The organism is Streptomyces sp. NPDC005899 (assembly GCF_040629645.1).
Classification (GTDB): Bacteria; Actinomycetota; Actinomycetes; order Streptomycetales; family Streptomycetaceae; genus Streptomyces.
Map to the genome: position 1 here is coordinate 1 of NZ_JBEXWB010000082.1, position 19798 is coordinate 19798.

Below are 19798 nucleotides of genomic sequence, written 5' to 3' on the forward strand. Positions count from 1 at the left end.
GCGCACCCCGGCCGGCCCCACACCCCCCACCACCGGCCGGGGTGCGCGCCCCTTTCTCCGCGCGTCCGGAGCGTCAAGCGGAACCACCGCACCGGCCACCGGAGTTCGGGGAAAGAACACGGAAAGGCGCTCAGGTCCCTCCAGGCGCCCCCTGACCGCCGTGTCCCGTTCATTTTCCGGCGGGCGTCCGCGGGCGGACCGCGAGGGGGACACCCGCCGGAAAGCCCGTGCCGAAAACGGCCGCGCAGCCGCATCCGACCGGTCGCACATCCCGGTTCTTCAGCCCAACACCCGTCTGACCTGCACACTTTGGCTCCGGTGGGCTCCGTCCATGCAGGGTGTGCCGGTGAACGCAAGACCTCGGTCGGACACGTTCGCGTGACTTGCAGGACACACTCGGGCAACGGAAGCGTCTTCAACTCTTGACACCCACCCCCTTGAGGCAGCAATCTTCCGGCATCAGCGCATGGGAGCGCTCCCATATCGAACGAGGTTTTTCGCTCGTACGGGGACGGCACAGCCCATGTCCTCTCCGTACCACTGGCACCCGCACCTACCAGCGCGTATGCCGAGCAGATCGAACGCCAGTCCCACCCTGGAACAAGGAGTAGTGGAATGCGCATCACCCGCACCGTCGCAGGTCGACGCCGCAGAGCTGCCGTCATGGCCACCACGGGCCTCACGGCCACCGCCCTGCTGCTGACCGGCTGCAGCGACTCGGGATCGGACTCCGACGAGGCCGACGCGAACGGGAACATCACCCTGACCGTCGCCGACTTCGGACAGTTCGGGTACAAGGAGGCGGGGCTCTTCGCGAAGTACCACGAGCTCCACCCGAACATCACGGTCAAGGAGAACACCACGGCCGACGAGAAGGTCTACTACCCCAAGTTCCTCCAGCAGCTCAACACGGGCAGCGGACTGGCCGACGTCCAGGGCATCGAGGTCGGCCGCATCAAGGAGCTCGTCGACACCAAGGCCGACGCGTTCACCGACCTCGCCAAGGTCGTCGACACCGACCAGTGGGTGAACTGGAAGGCGCTCCAGGCCAGCACCGACGAGGGCAAGGTCATCGGAGCCGGCACCGACATCGGCCCCATGTCGATCTGCTACCGCCGTGACCTCTTCGAGCAGGCCGGTCTGCCGGCCGACCGCGAGGCCGTCGCCGCGAAGGTCGCGGGCGGCTGGGAGGACTACCTCAAGCTCGGCGAGGAGTACAAGAAGAAGGCCCCCAAGGGCACCTTCTTCATGGACTCCGCCAGCGCCATGTACAACGGCGTGGTCAGCTCCGACTCGGAGCAGTACTACTCCAAGGACGGCAAGGCGATCTACAAGGAGAGCGCCGGCGTCAAGGCGGGCTGGAACCTCGCCGCCCAGGCGGTCGACAAGAAGCTGACCCAGGGCCTGGCCCAGTTCAGCCCGCCGTGGCAGGCGGCCCTGCGCAAGGGCAGCATCGCCACCGTGGCCTGCCCGGCCTGGATGGCCGCGCAGATCTCCACCTACGCCGGTGACACCTTCAAGGGCAAGTGGGACATCGCCCGCACCCCCGGTGAGACCGCGGCCAACTGGGGCGGTTCCTTCCTCTCCGTGCCCGCCAAGGGCAAGCACGTCAAGGAGGCCGGTGAGCTCGTCAAGTGGCTGACCGCCCCCGAGCAGCAGGCCGCCGTCTTCAAGGCCGTCGGCGTCTTCCCCTCGAACAAGGGTGCCTACGAGCTCGCCGAGGTGAAGAGCGCCAAGCTCGAGTACTTCAACAACGCCCCCATCGGTGAGATCTACGCCGAGGAGGCCCAGATCATCCCCGCGGCCGTGCTCGGCCCGAAGGACGGCATCATCAAGGACTCCATCTCCACCCAGATCAACAACATGGAGCAGCGCGGCACCAGCCCGGACAAGGCCTGGGACGACGCCACCGAGGCCATCGACAAGGTGATCGGCTGAGCCTCGCCGGTGCGGGCGGCCGGGACGCCATCCACGCGTCCCGGGCCGCCCGCACCGGTGCCGGTTCCCGCACCGGCCCCGTGCACGGCTTCCGACACCTCCGCCGGCCCTGACCAGAGGCCGGCCTGCCCCTGCGGTGTCGGCACACCCCAGGGAAGGACTCCCACCTGTGGCAACCACGACCCCCACCCGGGGCGCACACGGCACCCGGCCCAGCCGCCGCGCCCCGAAGCCCATGACCCCCGGACGCCAGGCATGGCGCAGCCGGCTGTGGCGCTTCGACGACAAGGCGTCGCCGTACGCCTACATCGCGCCCTTCTTCCTCGTCTTCGCGGCCTTCGGCCTCTACCCGCTCGTGTACACCGGCTGGATCGCCCTCCACAAGGTGGAGATGACCGATCTCGACCACATGGAATGGGTCGGCTGGGACAACTTCAGCACCATCCTCCAGGACTCCGAGTTCTGGACCGCGGTCACCAACACCTTCGTCATCGGCGTCATCTCGACCGTCCCGCAGCTGATGATGGCGCTCGGCCTCGCCCACCTGCTGAACTACAAACTGCGTGCCAGCACCTTCTGGCGCACCGTGATCCTCACCCCGTACGCCACCTCGGTGGCCTCCGCGGCCCTCGTCTTCGCCCTGGTGTTCCGCGCGGACGGCGGCCTCCTCAACTGGGTGCTCAGCTTCTTCGGCGCCGGCGAGACCAACTGGGTCAACGGCCACTGGACGTCCAAGATCGCCATCGCCGTCATCGTGATCTGGCGCTGGACGGGCTACAACACGCTCATCTACCTCGCCGCGATGCAGGCGGTCCCCTCGGACCTCTACGAGGCCGCCTCGATCGACGGGGCCTCGCGCTGGCAGCAGTTCCGCAACGTGACGATCCCCGCGCTCCGGCCGACGATCCTCTTCACGATCGTCATCTCGACCATCGGCTCGATGCAGCTGTTCGGCGAGCCCCTGCTCCTGGAGGGCGGCGTCAACGGCGCGCAGGGCGGCACGGAGCACCAGTACGAGACGCTCAGCATCTACCTCTACAACTACGGCTGGAATCTCCTCCACCTCGGTCCGGCCGCCGCAGTCGCCTGGGCCATGCTCGTCCTGCTGCTGCTCATTGCCGGGATCAACTGGCTCATCGGGCGCTTCGTGCGCAAGACCGCGGCCTGACGGGGAGCGATATCCATGACCACCACCAGCCCCATCACCACCCCGGAGCGGCACGGCGTCACCAAGACCGCCGTCCGCCGCAGTGAACCGGCACGCACCCGCCGGTTCAAGCCCGGCGCGGGCCGCCAGCACCACGCGGGCCCCTTCGCCTACTTCGCCCTGGCGGTCGTCGGCATCGGCTCGCTGTTCCCGCTGTACTGGACGCTCGTCACCGCCTCCCGCACCCAGGACGAGGTGCTGGACACGCCGCCGCCCTTCTTCCCGGGCGGCAAGCTGTTCGACAACCTCGAGGCGGCCTGGGAACAGGCCCACCTCGGCACGGCCATCCTCAACACCTTCATCGTGTCGTGCTCCATCACCGCCGCGACCCTGTTCTTCTGCACCCTGGCGGGCTACGCCTTCGCCAAGATGCGCTTCAAGGGCCGCGGAGCGCTGATGACCATGGTCATCGCCACCCTGACGATCCCGCCGCAGCTGAGCGTCGTCCCGCTGTTCATGATGATGTCGGACATCGGCTGGGGCGGTCAGCTGGAGTCGGTGATCTTCCCGACCCTGGTGAGCGCCTTCGGCGTGTTCTTCATGCGCCAGTACCTCCTGGAGGCACTGCCGTACGAGCTCATCGAGGCGGGCAGGATGGACGGGGCGAACAACCTCCGTATCGTGCGGAGCATCGTGCTTCCCGTGGCCCGACCGGCCATGATGGTGCTCGGCATGCTCACCTTCGTCCAGACGTGGAACGACTTCTTCTGGCCCTACCTCGCGCTGAACCAGGAGAACCCCACCCTGCAGGTCGCCCTCGGCCAGCTGAGTGCCTCCTACGTTCCCGACCAGAGCATCATCATGGCCGGCGCGCTGATCAGCACCGTGCCGCTGCTCGTCGTCTTCGTGATCTTCGGCAAGCAGATCGTCGGCGGGATCATGGCCGGCGCCGTCAAGGGCTGACCTCCTCGCCCGCCGTGCCGTCCCGCCCCGGTACCACCCCGGCCGTCCCGTACGGCCTGTACCTGACCGCAGGCCGTACGGGCACCGGGGCCCGTACCCCCGTCCTTGTCCCTCCACCCATGGGAGCGCTCCCGCATGACTGCCGTACGACCCGACATCACCCCCAAGCAGGCGCCCGAGGCGCAGTTCCCCACGGGCTTCCTCTGGGGCGCGGCCACCGCGTCCTACCAGGTGGAGGGCGCCGCCGCCGAAGACGGCCGCACCCCGTCCATCTGGGACACCTTCAGCCGCACCCCCGGCAAGGTCCGCAACGGCGACACCGGTGACATCGCCGCCGACCACTACCACCGCTACCGCGACGACGTCGCCCTGATGAAGCAGCTGGGGCTGAAGGCCTACCGCTTCTCCGTCTCCTGGTCGCGGGTCCAGCCCACCGGCCGCGGCCCGGCCGTCGAGCGCGGCCTGGACTTCTACCGCAAGCTCGTCGACGAGCTGCTCGACGCCGGCATCATGCCCGTCGCCACCCTCTACCACTGGGACCTCCCCCAGGAGCTCGAGGACGCCGGCGGCTGGCCCGAGCGCGCGACCGCCGAGCGTTTCGCCGACTACGCCGCGATCGTGTCCGGTGCCCTCGGCGACCGCGTCGGCATGTGGACCACCCTCAACGAGCCGTGGTGCTCGGCCTACCTCGGATACGGCTCCGGCGTGCACGCCCCCGGCCGCACCGAGCCCGCAGCAGCCCTGCAGGCGGCCCATCACCTCAATCTCGCCCATGGCCGGGCGATCGAGGTTCTGCGCGCCCAACTCCCCGCTGCGGCGCAGACCTCGGTCACCCTCAACCTCCACCAGGTCCGCCCGCTGACGGGCAGCGAGGCCGACGCGGACGCCGCCCGGCGCATCGACGCCGTCGGCAACCGCGTGTTCACCGGCCCGATGCTCCGGGGCGAGTACCCCGAGGACCTGATCGCGGACACCTCGCACCTGGTGGACTGGTCCAAGCTGGTCCGGGACGGCGACCTCGCCACCATCTCCCGGCCGGTCGACGCCCTCGGCGTCAACTACTACACACCCACGCTGGTCTCCACGCCCGAGGGCGGCACGGGTGACACCCGCAACGACGGCCACGGCAACAGCGACCACTCGCCGTGGCCCGGCTCCGAGCACGTCGCCTTCCACCTCGCCGAGGGGAAGGAGCGGACCGCGATGAACTGGTCGATCGACCCCGACGGCCTCTACAGCCTGCTGATGGACGTCACCCGCGACCACCCGGGCCTGCCCCTGATGATCACCGAGAACGGTGCGGCCTTCGACGACTACGTCTCGCCCGAGGGCAAGGTCGAGGACCCCGAGCGGATCGCCTACCTGCACGGGCACCTCGACGCCGTCCAGCGGGCCATCGCCGACGGCGCGGACGTGCGCGGGTACTTCCTCTGGTCCCTGATGGACAACTTCGAGTGGGCGTACGGCTATTCGAAGCGCTTCGGCACGGTGTACGTCGACTACGCCTCCCAGCGCCGCATCCCCAAGGCGAGCGCCCACTGGTACTCCGACGTGATCCGCCGCCACGCCCTCCCCGGCGCCGACGGCACCGTCTGACCGACGGCAGGAGCGGGGCCCGCCCGGGGGGCGGGTCCCGCTTTTCCATGCCCGCCTTACCTGCCGGTCACATGGACCCCTTACGCTTGGGAGCGCTCCCAAGCGTAAGGACGCCTGGTGGGGACCGCCAGGTCCGCACGAGTGCCGGGGGAACGGGCAGTGGGACTTGGTTTGGCTACCCCGCTGTGAGAAATTGACCGCGAACGGGAGGCAGCCATGGCGGCAGCGCGAGTACGGAGTGGCGGGCGGCCCACGCTCGAAGAGGTAGCGGCACGGGCCGGAGTGGGGCGGGGCACTGCCTCACGCGTCATCAACGGCTCCCCCCGGGTCAGCGCGCAGACCAGGGAGGCCGTCGAGGCGGCCGTCGCCGAGCTGGGCTACGTGCCCAACCGGGCGGCCCGCGCGCTCGCCGGGAACCGGACGGACGCCATCGCGCTCGTCGTGCCGGAGTCGGAGACCCGGTTCTTCGCCGAGCCGTACTTCTCGGACATCGTGCGGGGAGTCGGAGCGGCCCTGGCCGACACCGAGATGCAGCTGCTGCTGACCCTGGCGGGCAACGACCGCGAGCGCCGGCGCCTGGCCCAGTACCTGACCGCGCACCGCGTCGACGGCGTGCTGCTGGTCTCCGTGCACGCGGACGACCCGCTGCCCGATCTCCTGGAACAGCTCGGCATGCCCTCCGTGATCAGCGGCCGCAGGCACGCCGCCGAGACGCTCCCCTCCGTCGACTCCGACAACTTCGAAGGCGCGCGCGCCGCGGTCGACCACCTGATATCGCGAGGCCGCCGCTGCATCGCCACGATCACCGGGCGCCTCGACGTGTACGGCGCCCAGCGCCGCCTCGACGGCTACCGCAAAGCCGTCGCCGCGGCCGGCCTCGACCCCGACGAACGGCTCATCGCCCCCGCCGACTTCAGCGAGGAGGGCGGCGCCCGCGCGATGCGCGAGCTGCTGGCCCGCCGCCCCGGCGTGGACGCGGTCTTCGCCGCCTCCGACGTGATGGCGGCGGGCGCGCGGCAGGTCCTGCGCGAGTCCGGCCGACGCATCCCGGACGACGTGGCCCTGGTCGGCTTCGACGACTCCGCGGTGGCCCGGCACATGGACCCGCCGCTGACGAGCGTCCGCCAGCCGATCGAGGAGATGGGCCGCACGATGACCCGCGTGCTGCTCCAGGAGATCGCCCACCGCTCCTCGGACGAGGGCACCGGGGAGCGCCCGAGGATCGTGCTGCCCACGGAGCTGGTGGTGCGGGAGTCGTCCTGAGGCGCGCGGGCGCGCCGGGCGGCTCCTGCGACGGGCAAAGACTTCACAAGTCCTCCATGCACGGAGCGCTCGGCCGCTAGGGTTCCCCCGTACGGCGAACGTGTGACGCACCACACAACGTCACACACCACTCTGCCGCGCGTGCGCCCTGGTCCGGCAGTGCCTTTGGGGGGCTCATGCAGAAGATGGTGAAGGGCGCCAACGTCGGTCTGGCCGCGTTGAGCGAGGACGTCGGCTCCGTGGTGATGAGCCTCGGCTGGAGCAGCGCGACGGGCGAGGGCGACGCGGACGTATCCGTGCTGCTGCTCGACGGCGACGGCAAGGTGCGCGGCGACGGCGACTTCTGCTTCTACAACAACCCGGTCGCCGGCGACGGCAGCGTGCAGCTGCTCGGGAAGACCCCCACTGCCGACGGTGACGAGGACCGCATCAGTTTCGACCTCGACGCCGTGCCGGTGGACGTCGAGCGGATCGTGGTCGCGGCGAGCCGTTACGGCGGCTCCCGGTTCGGGGACCTCGACGACCTGCACCTGACGCTCGCGGACACGTCCGGCGAGGGCTTGGTGCAGTTCGCCGTGGAGGACGCCGGCGCGGTCAGCGCCTTCATCTTCGGGGAGCTCTACCGGCGGGGCGGCGAGTGGAAGTTCCGCGCGGTGGGTCAGGGATACGAGTCCGGTCTGGCGGGACTGGCCACGGACTTCGGGGTCGACATCGACGACGGCGAGGAGGAGCCGGCGGACGGCCCGGCGGAAGCGGAGGAGGGCGCCGGGGCCGATCCCGGCAGCCCGCTCGCGCCCGGGTCGGCGACCGTCCCTCCGCAGCGGGCGCGGGAGCCCGTGCCCGCCTCCACGGGAACCACCCGCCGGCTTCGGCGCACCCGCCGGACGCATGGAGACGTTCACGGAGGTCTCGCTCCCGCACGGGGACTCGCCTCGCCGGCCCGACGGAGTGCTCCGGGTGGAGCGGGCGGGCAAGCTGTGGACCGCCCTGGTCGAGACGAAGACGAACGGCAACCCGCTCAAGGCCGAGCAGGTGCAGGCATACATGGACATCGCGGCCCGGCGGGGCTACGAGGCCGTCATCACCCTGTCCAACGACGTGGCGCTCGAAGGCAGCCCGCTCGTCGACGTCAAGATCGACGGCAGGCGCAAGCACAAGGTCGCGCTCCGGCACCTGTCCTGGGCGGAGGTGGCACACCAGGCGCAGATGCTGATCCGCCACGAGGGGGTGGGCAACGCGGCGCACGCCTGGCTCCTCCAGGAGCTGCTGCATTACCTCCAGCACGAGCACTCGGGGTGCCACGGCTTCCAGAACATGGGCCCCGCCTGGGTACCCGTGCGCAGGGGGATCGACGAAGAGACGCTCTGCCAGGGTGATCAGCGGGCCACGGAGGTCATCGAGAACTGGGAGCGGCTGGTCCGGCAGGTCTGTCTGAGGCTGGGTGGCGAGCTCGGCCGGAAGGTGCTTCCCGTGCAGCGCGCCAGACGGGGGGCCGACCCCCGGGCCCGCCGCGCGGACCACGCCGACCAGCTCTGCTCCCAGGGGCGGCTCCACGCGGAGCTCAAGATCGAGGGCGCCTCCGGCATCCTCGCCATAACCGCGGACCTGCGCACGGGGAAGCTCCGTACGTCCATCGACGTGGCCGCGCCGGAGCAGGGCTATCCACTCAGCCGGGCGAAGAGGCTCATCCGCCAACTCGCCGCGGCGCCTGCGGACCTGCACATCGAAACGCTGGTCCACGGCGGCGGCGCCGGCCCGCGGGGAACACTGGAGAAACTGCGCCCCGAGCCGGCGGACGTCCTGCCGAAGGACGGTGCGGAGATCGCCGGCTTCCGCCTCTCGCTGTTCAAGAGCATGGGCAACGGCCGGGGCAGTGCCGAATCGGGGTTCATCCGGAGCGTCGACGAGGCGGTGGATCGCTTCCACGCCCACGTGATCGCCCTACTGGACTCCCGGGAGAGCCGCCGCGCGGGGGCCGAGCCGGTGGCTTCCCACTGACCTGCCACCGGATCCGGACGGTGCCGTCCTGTCGCGCTGGGGGGTGCGGCAGGACGCACCGCCGTGTGCGGTGGACAGGCTCCTGACAACCTTTGGCACCTTTCCCGCCGCTGCGGAGGCGGGGCGCCGAGTGATCGGGGCCACGGGGGCACGGGGCCACGGGGGCCGGGCCGCGCTGTGGGGTTCCCATCGTGTTCCCGGACGTGCGGGCATGAAGAAGGCCCGGTCTGTTTCCACAGACCGGGCCTTGATCACTGAGGGTGAGTAACGGGACTTGAACCCGCGACATCCTGGACCACAACCAGGTGCTCTGCCAGCTGAGCTATACCCACCATGTCGCCCGGTCCTTTTCCGACCGGCCGAGAAAAAGTGTACAGGGTCCGGGAGGGTGCTCGCGCCCGAGTTCCTCCGGCCCGGGTCACGGGCCCCGGAAGGCCCGTGACCAGCGCCTACCGCGTGGTGGGCGGCGTGTGGCGCGCCGCGATCTCCTTGGCGCGTGCCGAGTCCGGGCCGGGCTGCGGCACGAAGACGGCCTCGCGGTAGTACCGCAGCTCCGTGATGGAGTCGCGGATGTCCGCCAGCGCCCGGTGGTTGCCGTTCTTGGCCGGACTGTTGAAGTACGCCCTCGGGTACCAGCGCCGGGCCAGCTCCTTGACCGAGGAGACGTCGACGATCCGGTAGTGGAGGTAGCCCTCCAGCGACGGCATGTCCCGCAGGAGGAAGCCCCGGTCGGTTCCGACCGAGTTCCCGCACAGCGGGGCCTTGCCCGGCTCCTTCACGTGCTCGCGCACGTACGCCAGGACCCGCTCCTCGGCGTCGGCCAGCGTGGTGCCCCCCGCCAGCTCGTCGAGGAGGCCCGAGGCGGTGTGCATCTGCCGCACCACCTCGGGCATCGTCTCCAGCGCCGCGTCCGGCGGGCGGATCACGATGTCCACCCCTTCGCCGAGCACGTTCAGTTCCGAGTCGGTGACCAGCGCGGCCACCTCGATGAGTGCGTCGTCCGTCAACGAGAGCCCGGTCATCTCGCAGTCGATCCACACCATGCGGTCGTTCATGCGCCCCACCCTACGGGGCGCTCCGCTGCCCGGGCAGGGCCGGGCGACCGGGAACGTACGCGTCGGGAAGCCCCGCGAAGTGCTCCAGGGGGCCGCCGGAGCCCGCCACCGCGGTGACGGACGCCGGGCCGGGATGAGCCGTCACCGCGGCACGCCGGCTCGACGCCGAGCCCTGGGCGGGCACGGACGTCTCCAGCACCGTGGTGACGCCCTCCAGCCCCCCGCCCTGCGGGCGCCGGGCCCGGTAGGCGGCCCGGTACGCGGCGGGCGAGGAGCCCAGCTGGCGGCGGAAGTGCCCGCGCAGCGCGACCGGCGACCGGAAGCCGCAGCGGCCCGCCACCTCGTCGACCGAGTAGTCCGAGGTCTCGAGCAGCCGCTGTGCCTGCAGCACGCGCTGGGTGATGAGCCACTGGAGCGGAGCGCTGCCCGTGAGCGAACGGAACCTCCGGTCGAAGGTCCGCCTGCTCATGTAGGCGCGCGCCGCCAGTGTCTCCACGTCGAACTGCTCGTGGAGGTGCTCCAGCGCCCAGGCCACGACCTCGGCGAGCGGGTCGGAGCCGATTTCCTCGGGTAAAGACCTGTCCAGATAGCGCTCCTGACCGCCACTGCGCCGTGGCGGCACGACGAGCCGGCGAGCCAGCGCCCCCGCCGCCTCGGTGCCGTGGTCGGTACGGACTATGTGGAGGCACAGATCGATTCCGGCCGCCGTGCCGGCGGAGGTGAGCACGTCCCCGTCGTCGACGAACAGCTCGCGCGGATCGACGTGCACCGACGGGTAGCGCTTGGCCAGCGTCGGTGCGTACATCCAGTGCGTGGTGGCCGGGCGGCCGTCCAGCAGGCCGGCCGCGGCCAGCACGAAGGCGCCGGTGCACAGCCCGACGATGCGGGCACCCTCCTCGTGGGCGCGCCGGAGCGCGTCCAGTGCCTCGGCCGGCGGCGGCGACGTGATGGACCGCCAGGCGGGCACCACGACGGTGCCGGCCCTGCTGATCGCCTCCAGCCCGTACGGTGTGCTGAGTTCGAGCCCGCCGGTGGTGCGCAGCGGTCCCTCCTCACCCCCGCACACCAGCAGGCGGTAGCGCGGGACCCCGGCATCCTGGCGGTCGATCCCGAAGACGGAGAGCGGGATCGAGCTCTCGAAGATGGGGCCCCCACTGAACAGCAGTACGGCTACGACTTCCCGGCGTCGCCGCCCGGTCAGTTTCCGTGCGGCCTCCGTTGCGGTGGCGGAGTCCTGGCTCATGACGCTAAGCCCCCCTCGGTGTTCGCGTCTCCCTGGTCCCTACGGGCCTGTCGCTCGTGCACGTTTCCCCTCGGTCTCGCACGCGTCCCCCCACCTTCGATCCCCAAGATCGAATCTACTGCGTTCCGTGATGCCGGCGTGACAGGTTCCCCCACCGGCACTATGTCGACATGGCAACTTGGCGCGAAGCATTCGATCACGAAGCGTTCCACCCGCGGGCGCCTCAGGGAAGGGCGCCTGGTGATCATGGCCCGTCCGCGTCGGGTCAAAGCGTACCGCGCGGTCTATTCCTGCCTGCTGGCACGTGGCGTGGTCGGCCATAACGCCAAGAAAGAGGGGTCGATACGAAGTTGGCCGAAAAGAGACGGTCGCCTGAGCGCTTTCCGGTCATGTGACCGGCGCACGACCCTGAGCACCGGAAGCTTCCATGCGCCCCTGAGGGCCTCGGGGTGCTCCGGACCGCCCCGATGTGCACCACTCGGAAGCGTCCGGTGGCGCTGAGTGATGTTCGGGCGGACGAACGGGCGAACCGCGCGTGGAAGTGGCCCGCGGATCTGTCACACCGGACGGCGAGAACAGGAACGCGGGCCGGCTGCCGGACCGAGCTGGATGTACGACACAACCGGCATTGCCATACGGGGCGGTGTCGGGCATGCTCCCCCCATTGCCGCATGCGTCGTGCGAGAGCTGGGCAGTGAGGGAGTGGCGCCGTACCCTTGGGGGTACGGGGCAGGGAAGAGGATTCCCGGACACCGCTTCACCGCTCGCAGCCACACCTCCACACCGCTCCCTCCTCAAGAGGACTCTCTTCGCCGAGACATCGATGGCCGGTCACGAAATCCCCGAACCCGCAGACCGCAAGCAGGTAGCCGACCCCCGGTCGGACCCGCAGACGGTCGACGAGCCGCGCCCTTCCTGCGATCCTGCCTTCCGGCACGGAGTCGTGGTCGGTTTCGACGGCTCCCTGTCGAGTGAACGAGCCCTCGCGTACGCCATCGGCATGGCGGGGAGGCTGTCCTCCGGGCTGATCATCGTGCATGTGGCCAACCGCCTGCCGACCACGGTCTGGGCGGGCTGCGAGCCGCCCGTCTTCGTCGACGTGCCCGATCACCGCACCGAGGTCCTCGGCCTGGAGCTGGCGTGCGCGGACTACCTCTCCGACGTCCCGTGGGTGCTCGTCGAGCGGGGCGGCGACATCTGCCACGAGCTGGAGGAGGTCGGCCGGGAGTACTCGGCGGACGCCATCGTGGTCGGATCCACGCACGGCATCGTGGGCCGGATCTTCGGCTCGGTGGCCGGCCGTCTCGCGCGGCGCGCCCAGCGGCCCGTCATCGTCATCCCCTGACAGTCCGCAGAGGGCCCTGCGACCCCCGTGGAGGCCCCTGACGCCCCCGCAGAAGCCCTTGACGGCCCGTCAACCGCCCGGCGGGGAACAGGCGGTGGTCCGGGTGGGTGCCGTGCGTACCGGGCGGTCACGCGGCGGCCCCCGCATCCACCGTGGGCGGATGCGGGGGCCCTCGCGTCCACGGGCCGCCGGGCGGACTACTCGACGGTGACCGACTTCGCCAGGTTGCGCGGCTTGTCGATGTCACGGCCCATGGCAAGGGCCGTGTGGTAGGCGAGGAGCTGGAGCGGGATGCCCATCAGGATCGGGTCCAGCTCGTTCTCGTTCTTCGGCACGACGATGGTGTGGTCGGCCTTCTCCTGCTCGCGGTGGGCGACGGCGAGGATGCGCCCGCTGCGGGCCTTGATCTCCTCCAGCGCGGCACGGTTCTTCTCGAGCAGGTCGTCGTCCGGGACGATCGCGACCGTGGGGAGCGCCGGCTCGATGAGGGCGAGCGGTCCGTGCTTCAGCTCGGAGGCCGGGTAGGCCTCCGCGTGGATGTACGAGATCTCCTTGAGCTTCAGGGAGGCCTCCAGTGCGACGGGATAGCCCCTGACGCGGCCGATGAACATCATCGACTGCGCGCCCGCGTACTCCTCGGCCAGCTTCTTGATCTCGTCCTCGGCCTCGAGGATCTGCCCGATCTGCGCGGGCAGCTTCCGCAGGCCCTCGATGATCCGCTTGCCGTCGGAGACGGACAGGTCACGGATGCGGCCCAGGTGCAGGGCGAGCAGTGCGAAGGCGACGACGGTGTTGGTGAAGCACTTGGTGGACACGACGCAGACCTCGGGGCCGGCGTGGACGTACATCCCGCCGTCCGCCTCGCGGGCGATCGCCGAGCCGACGACGTTCACGACGCCCAGGACGCGGGCGCCCTTGCGCTTGAGCTCCTGGACGGCGGCCAGCACGTCGTACGTCTCACCGGACTGGGAGACGGCGACGTACAGCGTGTCGGGGTCCACCACGGGGTTGCGGTAGCGGAACTCGGAGGCCGGCTCGGCGTCCGCGGGGATGCGGGCCAGCTCCTCGATGAGCCCGGCACCGATCAGGCCCGCGTGGTACGAGGTTCCGCAGCCGAGGATCTTGATCCGGCGGACGCCGCGGGCCTCGCGGGCGTCCAGGTTGAGGCCGCCGAGGTGCACGGTGGAGAAGCGGTCGTCGATGCGGCCGCGCAGGACGCGGTCCACGGCGTCGGCCTGCTCGGAGATCTCCTTGTGCATGTACGTGTCGTGGCCGCCCATGTCGTACGACTCGGCCTCCCACTCGACGGTGGTGGGCGTGGCCGTCGTGGTGGAGCCCTCGGTGGTGTACGTACGGAAGTCGTCGGCCTTGAGGGTGGCCATCTCGCCGTCGTCGAGGGTGACGATCTGCCGCGTGTGGGCGACGAGGGCGGCGACGTCGGAGGCGACGAACATCTCCTTCTCACCGATGCCCAGCACGACCGGGGAGCCGTTGCGGGCGACGACGATGCGGTCGTTGAAGTCGGCGTGCAGGACGGCGATGCCGTACGTGCCCTCGACGGACTTCAGCGCCTCGCGGACCTTCTCCTCCAGCGTGGCGGCCTGCGCCCGGGCGATCAGGTGGACCAGCACCTCGGTGTCGGTCTCGGAGAGGAAGACGACCCCGTCCGCGACCAGCTTGGCACGGAGCTCGGAGGCGTTGTCGATGATGCCGTTGTGGACGACGGCGACCTTGTTCTCCGCGTCCAGGTGCGGGTGCGCGTTCTCGTCGCTCGGGGCGCCGTGCGTGGCCCAGCGGGTGTGGGCGATACCGGTGGTGCCGGCGAACCGCTTGGGCACCCGTGCCTCCAGCTCGCGGACCCGGCCCTTGGCCTTCACCGTCTTCAGGGTGCCCGGCTTCCCCGCCGGGGCCTTGCCCGTGATGACGATGCCCGCCGAGTCGTAGCCCCGGTACTCCAGGCGCTGCAGGCCTTCCAGCAGCAGGGGAGCCACGTCGCGCTTCCCGATGTAACCGACGATTCCGCACATAGAGTCTCTGCCCCTCCATCGACGTACAAGTGAGTGCCCGGTCGCCCGGAGTGTTCGGCCGCCGGGCGTTTCGGCCCGGCGGCCGTTCAGCCGTAGACGATGCGGCGCAGCTGCCGGAGCGAGAGCTCCTGCGGCGCGACCGCCCGGTGCGGCAGTTCGGCCGCGATGCGCTCGAAGATGTCCGCGTTGACCAGGCCGCCGGACTGCAGTTCACGGTGGCGGCGGCGCACGAAGTCCTCGGCCGTCTCGTCGAAGTACGCCAGCACGTCGAGGATCACCCGGGCCGCCTCGCCGCGCTGGAGCGGGGTGGAGCGGACCAGGCGGTCGATGAGGTCGTCATGCGACGGGCGGTGTTCGAGCACCCGTTGATATTGCTCGGGATGGGCGGTATTCGCAAGAATTCTGCCCGATATCGGGCAGGCTGGTGCGGAAGCGTGTCACTCAGCCGGTTCACAGGCGCTTGAGGACCGCTTGCTTCGCGGCGGTGAACTCGTCGTCCGTGAGGATGCCCGCCCCGTGCAGTTCCCCGAGCTCGCGCAGGCGGCGCAGCAGGACGTCGTGATCGGCGGGAGCCTCCAGCCCGCCTGTGCCGGGGCCCGGGGCGGTGCCGGAGTCGCCGCCGGCGTCCGTTCCCGCGCCCGTCCGCCGCCCGGCCGCGGTGTCCTCGCCGGGCGCGGGCAGGGCGGGGGGCCGTTCTCCCGCCCGGGCGGTGGGCATCCGTGCGAGGACCGCCGCCGCCACCAGCACCGCGGTGTCCTCCCGCCTGGAGAGGCCCCACAGGTCCAGCGCGCACGGGTCGAACTTGGCGGGCAGCGCGGAGACGGACCCGCTCCGGTCGAAGCGCAGGAAGCCGTTCTCCAGCCCGATGGACGGCATCCAGTGGACCCCCGTCACCTCCGACACGGGGAAGGACACCGCGCCGCCCGAGGACTTCGCCTCCTCGGCCTTCCAGTTCCAGACCAGGCGGACCGTCTCCCCGTCGAAGGACGCCGTGCCGTCCCCGCCGCCCCCGGACACGGGTACCGAGGGGCCGGGCAGCAGGAAGCCGTCCACCGGCCCGTCGGGCACCTGCTCGATCAGCAGGGCGTTCCGCACCTCGTCGACGAGGTAGCCGGCCACACCCGTGCGGTCCTTCTCGACCGTGAGCTGGTAGGGGTCGGACGCGCCCTTGAGCCGGCCGTTCGCCGCCCGCAGCACCGGGCAGGCCCCGGCACGCAGCCGCAGCCGCAGGCGGCCCCCCTTGCGGTCCGGCTCGAACGATATGCCCGCCACGGCGCGCAGGGGGACGGCGAACTCGCCGAGGCCCTGCCGCACCGGATGCACCTTGCCGCCCGGCACGACGCGCAGCGTGTCGCCGTCGAAGTGCCACGTTCCGTCACGCGTGATGATGTCCGTCATGCGGCGGATTCTGCCAGCCGTGCCGTCCCGCGTACCGACCGAACGGTTCGGACTCGTTCCGGGCGTCCGCGGGCCGTCATCCGGGCGGGCTGCCCGGGCCGTCCGGCCCGGGCACCGGGACTCAGCTGACCTTCTTCGCCTTCTCGATGGCCTCGGCGAGGTCCTCGAGGATCGGCGCGCACTTGGCGTACGAGTAGATGGGCTCCGTGGTGCGCGGGACGACCTGCCCGGCCTTGACGGCCGGGAGCTGGGCCCAGGTCGGCTTGGAGGTCAGCGCGTCCGGCTGCAGGGCCGAGGACCGGTTGTCCATCATGATGATGTCGGCCCCGTACTTGTCGACGTTCTCCCAGCTCAGCTCCTCGAAGAAGCCGGCCGCGTTGACCTTCGGCTCGACGAACCGCACGCCGAGCTCCTGGAAGTAGAGCGTGTCCGCCGACATCTTGGCGAGCGAGACGTAGAAGAGGTCCTGGCTGGCGGAGCCGACCATGACCCTGATGTTCGGCTGGGACTTCGCGGCGGCGCGCAGTCGGGCGGCCGCCTTCTCGAAACGGGCCTTCGCGTCGGTGACCGTCTTGGCCTTGACGTCGGCGCCGAGGGAGACGGCGAGGTCCTCGTGGCGCTGGATCGCCTTCGGGACCGTGGTCTGCGCGGCCCACAGGGCCACGCTCGGCGCCAGCTGGAGGATCTTGTCCTTGGACTGGTCCGGCACGTACCAGAGGGCGTCCTTCTCCCACATGGCGGTGACGAGCAGCTCGGGAGCGAGACCGGTGTACTTCTCGACGTTGAACTCGCCCCAGACGTTGCCGAGCACCTCGACCTTGCTGATGTCGAGGTCGCCGGCCTGGACGTCGGGCTTGCCGTCGGCGGTCTTCGTGGGGCCGAAGACGCCCTTGACCTCGATGCCGTAGTCGTGGAGCGCGGCGGCGACGCCGACGAAGGCGACGATGTTCTTCGGCGCGGAGTCGGCCTTCGCGGTCAGCCCGCGGTCGTCCTCGAAGCTCCAGGGGCCCGACTTCGCGGCGCCGGTGTCCGCTCCGCGCTCCTTCGTGGAGTCGTCGCCGCAGGCGGCGAGGGCGGCACCGAGGCCGACGGCTCCACCGGCGGCCAGCAGGCCGCGGCGGGAGAGGGAGGGTATCCGGGCGTGGGGCATGTTCGGTCTGCTTTCATGCGGGTCACGGCTGGAGGCCGACGATTCGAAGGATAGGCTAGCCTAACCTTCCGATTCGGGCCTCGGTGGCCGAAAAGGGTCGCCCTTTCGTTACAGGAGAGGACGACCCCGCCCACGACCGGACGGCCCCTCAGGCGTCCATCCCCAGCTCCCGCGCGATGAGCATGCGCTGCACCTCGCTCGTGCCCTCGCCGATCTCCAGGATCTTGGAGTCGCGCCACATCCGGGCCACCGGGTACTCGTTCATGAAGCCGTACCCGCCGTGGATCTGCGTCGCCTCACGCGCGTTGTCCACCGCGACGGTCGACGAGTACAGCTTCGCGATCGCCGCCTCCTTCTTGAACGGCTCACCCGCCAGCAGCCGCGAGGCTGCGTCCCGCCAGCCGATCCGGGCCATGTGCGCCCGCATCTCCATGTCCGCGATCTTGAACTGGATGGCCTGGTTGGCGCCGATCGGCTTGCCGAAGGCGTGCCGCTCCCGGGCGTACTTCACGGACTCGTCCACGCACCCCTGGGCCAGACCCGTCGACAGCGCCGAGATGGCGATCCTGCCCTCGTCCAGGATGCGCAGGAACTGCGCGTAGCCCCGGCCCTCCTCGCCCAGCAGGTTGGCCGCGGGGACGCGTACGTCCGCGAACGACAACTCGCGGGTGTCCGAGGCGTTCCAGCCGACCTTGGAGTACGGGGCGGCGACCGTGAAGCCCGGGGTGCCGGAGGGCACGATGATCGAGGAGATCCGCGGGGCGCCGTTCTCCTTGCGCCCCGTCACCGCCGTCACCGTCACCAACTCCGTGATGTCCGTGCCGGAGTTGGTGATGAAGCACTTCGAGCCGTTGATGACCCACTCGTCCGTGGCCTCGTCCAGCACCGCCGTCGTCCGGGTGCCGCCCGCGTCCGACCCGCCGTCCGGCTCCGTCAGCCCGAACGCCCCGAGCGCCTCACCCGAACAGAGCCTGGGCAGCCACCGCTGCTTCTGCTCCTCCGTACCGAAGCGGTAGACCGGCATGGCACCCAGCGAGACACCGGCCTCCAGGGTGATCGCCACGGAGGAGTCGACCCGGGCCAGCTCCTCCAGGGCGATCCCGAGGGCGAGGTAGTCGCCGCCCATGCCGCCGTACTCCTCCGGGAAGGGCAGGCCGAAGAGGCCCATGCGCCCCATCTCCCGCACGATCTCGTACGGGAACTCGTGACGCTCGTAGAAGTCGCCGATCTTCGGGGCGATGACGTCGTGGGCGAACTCCTCGACGGTACGGCGCAGTTCCTCGTGCTCGGCGGTCAGCCGGTGGTCCAGGGACATGGGGCGGTTCACTCCTTGTGAGAGAGGGCTCGGACGGTGCGGGACGGGCTGGGCCGGCCCAGTTGTTCGGCCATCCACACGCTCGTGGCGGTGAGTGCGCCGAGATCGACACCCGTTTCGACACCGAGGCCGTCGAGCATCCACACGAGGTCCTCGGTGGCCAGATTGCCCGTGGCGCTCTTGGCGTACGGGCAGCCGCCGAGGCCGCCCGCCGAGGCGTCCACCGTCGTCACCCCCTGCTGGAGCGCGGCCAGGGTGTTGGAGAGCGCCTGGCCGTAGGTGTCGTGGAAGTGCACGCCGATCGCGTCGGTGGGGACTCCCGACTCGTTCAGGGCGGTCAGCAGGGCCACCACGTGCCCCGGGGTGGCGACGCCGATCGTGTCGCCGAGGGAGAGCTCGTCGCAGCCGAGGTCCATCAGGGCCCTGGCCACGCGGACGACCTGCCCGACCGGCACCGCGCCCTCCCACGGGTCGCCGAAGCACATGGACAGATAGCCGCGCACATGCACCGCTTCCGCCTTGGCGCGGGCGACGACCGGCTCGAACATGGCGAGCGACTCGTCGACCGTGCGGTTGAGGTTGCGGGCGGCGAACGTCTCGGTCGCCGAACCGAACACCGCGATCCGCCGGGCACCGAGCGCGAGCGCCCGGTCCAGCCCGCGCTCGTTCGGTACGAGGACGGGCAGCGCCACGTCCCCGACGTCCGCGATCTCCCCGAGCAGGGGGAACAACCGCTCCGCGTCCGCCAGTTGGGGCACCCACTTCGGGTGGACGAAGCTGGTCGCCTCGATCGTCGCGAGCCCGGCCACGGCGAGTCGGCGGACGAACTCCGCCTTCACCTCCGTGGGCACGACGGACTTCTCGTTCTGGAGGCCGTCACGGGCCCCCACCTCGTGGATGCGGATCCGGGCGGGCAGGCCCGCTGCCGGGACCCGCATGGGCAGAGCGCTCGTCACACTTCCTCCTCGAGGTCCTTGGCGGGCATGACCACGGCCAGCACCTGGTCCATGGCGACGGCGGTGCCGGCGGTGACGTCCAGCTCGGTGACCGTCCCGGCGTGCGGGGCGGAGATCACGTGTTCCATCTTCATCGCCTCGACCACCAGGAGGCTCTGGCCGGCGGCGACCTCGTCCCCGACGGCCACCTTGACCACCGTGACCGTCCCGGGCATGGGCGCCGCGAGCGTGTCCGCCCCGGAGCGGGCGGCACCGCCGAGCGACGCCTGCACCGGGTCGTGGTCCTGGACGTGCCAGGTGTCGCCGTCCCGCCCGAGCCAGATCCCCTCCGGGGAGGACGCCCGGCTGAACGCACGGGTGAGCCCGTCGAGCTCGACCGTGACGCGCCGGTCGTCCACGGCGAC

15 protein-coding genes, 1 tRNA gene and 1 pseudogene are annotated in these 19798 nt (G+C 70.6%); 7 read left to right on the top strand and 10 right to left on the bottom strand.

Features of this window, described 5'->3' with window-relative positions:
- Positions 1-615: 615 nt before the first annotated feature.
- The 6 genes and pseudogenes from ABZ371_RS12810 to ABZ371_RS12835 all read left to right on the top strand — a co-directional run bounded on the left by ABZ371_RS12810 (position 616) and on the right by ABZ371_RS12835 (position 8905).
- Positions 616-1938 (top strand): extracellular solute-binding protein, encoded by a 1323-nt coding sequence (locus ABZ371_RS12810; protein WP_358677537.1) that lies wholly within the window; start codon positions 616-618, stop codon positions 1936-1938.
- 169 nt (positions 1939-2107) lie between these two features.
- Positions 2108-3106 carry a sugar ABC transporter permease gene (locus tag ABZ371_RS12815; RefSeq protein WP_358677540.1) on the top strand — a complete coding sequence of 333 codons (999 nt, stop codon included), beginning with the start codon at positions 2108-2110 and terminating at the stop codon, positions 3104-3106.
- A 15-nt stretch (positions 3107-3121) separates the two neighbouring features.
- On the top strand, positions 3122-4048 hold the full coding sequence (locus ABZ371_RS12820; RefSeq protein WP_358677542.1) for a carbohydrate ABC transporter permease: 927 nt from the start codon (positions 3122-3124) through the stop codon (positions 4046-4048).
- 135 nt (positions 4049-4183) lie between these two features.
- Positions 4184-5644 carry a GH1 family beta-glucosidase gene (locus ABZ371_RS12825; RefSeq protein ID WP_358677545.1) on the top strand — a complete coding sequence of 487 codons (1461 nt, stop codon included), beginning with the start codon at positions 4184-4186 and terminating at the stop codon, positions 5642-5644.
- Between the two features lie 216 nt (positions 5645-5860).
- On the top strand, positions 5861-6907 hold the full coding sequence (locus tag ABZ371_RS12830; RefSeq protein WP_358677548.1) for a LacI family DNA-binding transcriptional regulator: 1047 nt from the start codon (positions 5861-5863) through the stop codon (positions 6905-6907).
- Between the two features lie 176 nt (positions 6908-7083).
- Positions 7084-8905 (top strand): annotated as a pseudogene (locus ABZ371_RS12835) (TerD family protein).
- A gap of 259 nt (positions 8906-9164) precedes the next feature.
- Here the strand turns inward: ABZ371_RS12835 and ABZ371_RS12840 are convergent.
- From ABZ371_RS12840 to ABZ371_RS12850, 3 genes are all read right to left on the bottom strand, one after another.
- A tRNA-His gene (locus ABZ371_RS12840) sits at positions 9165-9237 on the bottom strand.
- Positions 9238-9354: 117 nt separating this feature from the next.
- The gene (gene orn / locus ABZ371_RS12845; protein WP_358677551.1) at positions 9355-9960 is read right to left on the bottom strand and encodes an oligoribonuclease; all 606 of its coding nucleotides are present in this window, start codon (positions 9958-9960) and stop codon (positions 9355-9357) included.
- 10 nt (positions 9961-9970) lie between these two features.
- Entirely contained in the window at positions 9971-11203 is a 1233-nt protein-coding gene (locus ABZ371_RS12850; protein ID WP_358677554.1) for a helix-turn-helix domain-containing protein, read from the bottom strand.
- A gap of 823 nt (positions 11204-12026) precedes the next feature.
- Here ABZ371_RS12850 and ABZ371_RS12855 point away from each other — a divergent pair.
- Complete coding sequence (locus ABZ371_RS12855; protein ID WP_358677556.1) at positions 12027-12548, top strand: universal stress protein; 522 nt, start codon at positions 12027-12029, stop codon at positions 12546-12548.
- A 197-nt stretch (positions 12549-12745) separates the two neighbouring features.
- On the opposite strand, the gene glmS is transcribed toward ABZ371_RS12855, so the two are convergent.
- The 7 genes from glmS to ABZ371_RS12890 form a co-directional block, all read right to left on the bottom strand.
- Complete coding sequence (glmS, locus tag ABZ371_RS12860) at positions 12746-14575, bottom strand: glutamine--fructose-6-phosphate transaminase (isomerizing) (RefSeq protein WP_358677559.1); 1830 nt, start codon at positions 14573-14575, stop codon at positions 12746-12748.
- An 86-nt stretch (positions 14576-14661) separates the two neighbouring features.
- Positions 14662-14937 (bottom strand): hypothetical protein, encoded by a 276-nt coding sequence (locus tag ABZ371_RS12865; RefSeq protein ID WP_358677562.1) that lies wholly within the window; start codon positions 14935-14937, stop codon positions 14662-14664.
- Between the two features lie 88 nt (positions 14938-15025).
- Positions 15026-15973 carry a DUF4429 domain-containing protein gene (locus ABZ371_RS12870; RefSeq protein WP_358677565.1) on the bottom strand — a complete coding sequence of 316 codons (948 nt, stop codon included), beginning with the start codon at positions 15971-15973 and terminating at the stop codon, positions 15026-15028.
- A 121-nt stretch (positions 15974-16094) separates the two neighbouring features.
- Positions 16095-17123: an ABC transporter substrate-binding protein gene (locus ABZ371_RS12875; protein WP_358677568.1), complete on the bottom strand. Its 1029-nt coding sequence runs from the start codon at positions 17121-17123 to the stop codon at positions 16095-16097.
- Between the two features lie 148 nt (positions 17124-17271).
- Entirely contained in the window at positions 17272-18438 is a 1167-nt protein-coding gene (locus ABZ371_RS12880) for an acyl-CoA dehydrogenase family protein (RefSeq protein ID WP_358677571.1), read from the bottom strand.
- An 8-nt stretch (positions 18439-18446) separates the two neighbouring features.
- Positions 18447-19376, bottom strand: coding sequence for a hydroxymethylglutaryl-CoA lyase (locus ABZ371_RS12885; RefSeq protein ID WP_358677577.1), 930 nt, complete (start codon positions 19374-19376; stop codon positions 18447-18449).
- A 14-nt stretch (positions 19377-19390) separates the two neighbouring features.
- The coding region (locus ABZ371_RS12890) for a biotin/lipoyl-containing protein (RefSeq protein ID WP_358677574.1) at positions 19391-19798 on the bottom strand (408 nt) is incomplete at its 5' end.